This is a genomic window from Acidovorax sp. KNOB132 (assembly GCF_057541515.1).
The window spans coordinates 1-4,411 of record NZ_BAAJYT010000284.1; the positions used below are offsets into that span (position 1 = coordinate 1).

General features: G+C 66.5%; 2 protein-coding genes. Both read left to right on the plus strand.

From position 1 onward, the window contains the following. A partial coding sequence (locus AC27IO_RS21025) for an ABC transporter substrate-binding protein (RefSeq protein ID WP_498740583.1) occupies positions 1-446 on the plus strand: 446 nt, incomplete at its 5' end. Between the two features lie 191 nt (positions 447-637). Then, on the plus strand, positions 638-4,411 hold a 3,774-nt coding region (locus AC27IO_RS21030), incomplete at its 3' end, for a hypothetical protein (RefSeq protein WP_498740584.1).

Consider the following 4,411-nt stretch of genomic DNA (forward strand, 5'->3'; position numbering starts at 1 on the left):
CCGCCGCGCTCGGCGATGCCGGCGTGGGCAAGGTCGTGGCCGTGGCCGACTGGCTGCCCAACGTGCCGGGCGCGCAGAGCGAGGCCTTCTATCGCTCCTTCCGCCAGCGCTTTCCGCAGCCCGCGGACGACTACGTGCACATGCGCATGCAGCTCATGGTGGAGACCCTCGTCCAGTCCATCGAGCGCGCCGGCAGCACCGACGCCACCGCCGTCGCCCGCGCCATGGAAACCGCGAAGGTGCAGCTGAACGGCCAGGCCGGCACCATGCGCGCGGCCGACCACCAGTTCCAGCAGCCCCTGGCCGTGGGCGTGATGGACCGGCAGGGCGCGCCCGGCGTGCCGTTCGACGTGGAGGGTTCGGGCTATGGGTTTCGCGTGGTGCGCCAGATCGCCGCGGAGAAGGCGGAGCAGCCGCAGAGCTGCAAGATGGTGCGGCCGCAGTGACGTGATTTTTGGTTAACATCGTGCGTTTCGGCGCGGCCCCTGGTGCGGGGCGGCCGGGCGCACGGCGGAAAGAGACATGCTTTGTTCCGCGCATTTCTGAATGGCATCGAGGGGGGATTCAAAGAATGAGAATAAAGATACTTTTGTCGGCATGGTTGCTGGCCTTCCTGCCAACGGCGTTGGCAGGGGTGGTGAGGTTCGAAGTCGAGCCCAAGTTCACCTACCAGTCGGTGGCATGGCTGGGCGGCGGAGGGGGCTGGCCCAGCGTCGTGGTGGAAAAAGCCGAAACCATGGGCGAGGCCTATTCCATCGCGGCCCAGCGATACCACGACACCAGTTGCCATCCCACGGACGAGGGTGGCGTTTTCTGCCGCAGCGCAAAAGCACCCGTCATCCTGGGCGGTACCGTGAATGGATTGCCGGCGAGCTTCTACTCGGAGGGCAGCCCGGACCTGGGCTCCGGCAGGGCGGCCGCCGTCCAGGTCACGTTGGGGTATGAGTGCCCCACCGTTTTCGACGCCAGCGTCGTGTCGAAGGACGTCGAAAGGACGCAAAACGGCTCGAACGAGCAGATCACTTGCGTGCTGTACGTCGCCAATGACGATTCCTGTGACGACTGCGATGCGCAGGGCAATCCGGTGTTGCCCAGCACTGGGCAGAAGATCCAGTCCGAGCTGGATTACCCGATGGCCAAAACGGGTCTGGTCTTCGAGCGGGTCTATCGAAGCACCAAAGGGCGGTTCTACTCGACACTCGATCAAGGGTGGTACGGAGACGTCTCCAACCAGGGCAATCCCTGTTACCCGGCCTTCTGGTGGAAAAACCGCACCGAAACCGCGTCCCATTGCTATCAGGTCACCAACAATCCGCATGTCTGGCAGCTGGGTGCCGGGCGCTTCAGTATGTACCGGGGCGAGCCCGGCAATTTGAGCGAGGTGTCCCTCGGGGAATACGCCTTCGTCGCGCCGGGTGGTTCCGGCGGGGGCTACGTTCGCTCCAGGGACAACTTTCTCTACGCGCTGGATTCGCGTGGACGGGTGATCCGAAAGATGTCTGCCGATGGCCGTGTCGGGCTGTCGTACACCTATTCGGAATCCAATGATCCCTCGTCGTACTCCGGACTGTCCGGCCTGCTCGCCCAGGTGACGGACCGGTTCGGCCGGGCATTGAAATTCAGCTACGACACCTCGAACCAGTTGGCGTCGATGGTCGATCCCGCGTCCCAGACGTATCGGTACGAATACTCCGGGCCGCACAGGCTCAGCAAGGTCGTTTTTCCCGACGGGGCCTCGAAAACCTACCACTACCAATTCGCCGCCCAAAATGGCTGTGCTGCGCCCTATGGCGACAACCTGCTGACCGGAATCACCGACGAGGCCGGTCACCGCTACGCCACCTATCGATACCTCTGCGACGGCCGGGCGTCCAGTTCGGAGCATGCAGGCGGGGTGCATCGGTACAGCTTCAGCTATTACTCGTCAACACCGAGCGAAACCACCGTGACGGACCCTTTGGGAACACAGCGCCGTCACGGCTTCGAAAAAATCGGTGAGAAGTATTGGCCGAGCCAGGTCACCATCGCGAGCCCCGTCGATCCCGCGATCGCGTCCAGCCAGGCATTCTGGCGGGATGCCAAGGGCAGGGTGCTGCAGCGTTCGGATTCGGGCAACTTCACCTGTTTCGAATACGACCAGGCCCGTGGCCTGCAGACATCGAAGACGCAGGGGCTTCCTCCAGGGCTCGCGTGCTCCACACTCGCCTCCGGTCAGTACGGCTTTCCGGAAGCGGCCCGCAGGACTTCCTACCAGTGGCACCCCGTGTGGACCTTGCCCACGCGCGTGGCCGAGCCACGCAAGCTGACCACCTACGTGTACCACGGCCAGCCCGATCCGCTGGCCGGCGGCGCCGTGCTGCGCTGCGCGCCCGCCTCGGCGCTGTTGCCCGATGGTTCGCCCATCGCGGCGCTCTGCAAGAAGGTCGAGCAGGAAACGGCCGACGCCAACGGGGGCAGCGGCTTCGCGGCTCAGTTGGTGGCGGGTGGGGTGTCCCGCACCTGGAACTGGACGTACAACGACGCCGGCCAGATCCTCAGCGAAGCCGACCCTGCCGGCAGCGTGACGCGCTACGCCTACCATGCTGCGACGACGGGGGACGCCACCGAGGGCGACCTCATGAGCGTCACCGGCCCCAGTGGGCAGGTCACCCGCTACACGCGCTATGACCGGCATGGCAATGTCGTTGAGCAGATCGATCCAACGGGGAGTGTCACCGTCTATGCGCGCGATGTGCGGCAGCGGGTGACCCGCATCACACAGGATGGCTTGGCCGTTGTCATGACCTACCAGCCCACGGGTTTGCTGCAGAGCGTCGCCCAGCCCTCGGGCTACGCGGTGTCCTATCAATACGACGACGCCCAGCGACTGACCGGCTGGTCTGACAACCGGGGCCATGCCGGCAGCTACACGCTGGACGGCATGGGCAACCGCATCAATGAGCAGGTTCAGGACAGCGCCGGCAACATCGTCCATACCCTCTCTCGCACCATCAACGCCGTCAACCGCGTGGCCTCTGAAACCGTGGGCGGCAACCAGAGCACCACCTACGGATACAACCCCTTTGGCGATCTCGTCAGCCACACCAATGGCCTGAACCAGGCGACCCGCTACACCTTCGACAACCTGCGGCGCCTCTCTACGCACAGCAATCCATCGAACGCGCAGGCGAGCCTCACCTACAACGCCCAGGATGCCGTCACCAAAGCCACGGACTTCAAGAGCGTGGCCACCAGCTACACGCGGGATGCCCTGGGCAATGCCAGCCAGGAAGCCAGCGCCGACAGCGGCACGCTCACGCGCACCTACGACAGCCTGGGGCTGCCGCAAAGCCTCACCGACGCGCTGGGGCGTGCCACCGCCATCACGCGCGATGCGCTGGGCCGGCCCACGCAGATCGTGAGCAGCCTGGGCGGGGCCAGCCGCACCACCGTGCTGCGCTACGACCTGCCCGGGCCCGAGTACAACGCCAGCGGCAGCCCGAGTGCCAGCGTGGGGTCCTTGAGCGAGATCCAGGACGCGGGCGTCACCACGCGCTACCAGCGCGACGCGCAAGGGCGCATCACCGCGCGCACGCAGGTCCTGGCCAACGGCAGCAGCAGCACCGTGGGCTACCAATACGTGCCAGGCGGGACGGGCAGCGCCGGCAGTCCAGGCAGCGCAGGCGCGGGGCAGATCGCCCGCATCACCTACCCCAGCGGGCGCCAGCTGGTGCACCAGTACGACGCCACCGGCCAGCTCACCGGGCTGCAGTGGAACGGCCAGCCGCTGGTCACCGGCATCACCTGGAGCCCGCTGGGCCAGGCCACCGGCTGGCAATGGCCCGGGTTTGTGCAGACCCCCGGCAACCCCGCGCCGCTGGCCGAGCAGCGCAGCTACACCAGCGCGGGCCGGCTGGCCGCCAGCGCCCTGCTGCAACTGACCTGGGACAGCGCCGGGCGCATCGCGCAGATCACCCAGCAACACATGCTGCCCACGCAAAGCAGCACGGTGGCGCAGCAGGTGGCGCTCACCAGCGCATACAGCTACGACGCGGTGGGCCGGCTCACCGCCAGTGCGCACAGCGCACCCAACACCCTCACGCTGCCCAGCGGAGCGGCCTTGAGCGACACCATCGGGGCCAACGCCAGCGGCTACGCGTGGGATGCCAACGGCAACCGCAGCCAGAGCTACTACAGCAGCAGCACCGCAGGGGGCACCGCCACGCTGCAGCGCGACTACCAAATCGCCAGCAACAGCAACCGCCTGGGCGGCTACACGCAGACCTTTACGCCCGCGGGCGGCAGCGCGCAGACCACCAACGTCAGCTACAACCACGACGCCACCGGATCGATCACCAGGAAGGGCGACAGCTACCTGCACTACGGCGTGGACGGCCGCATCGCCAAGGCGGGGCCGAACGCCGACCCGGCC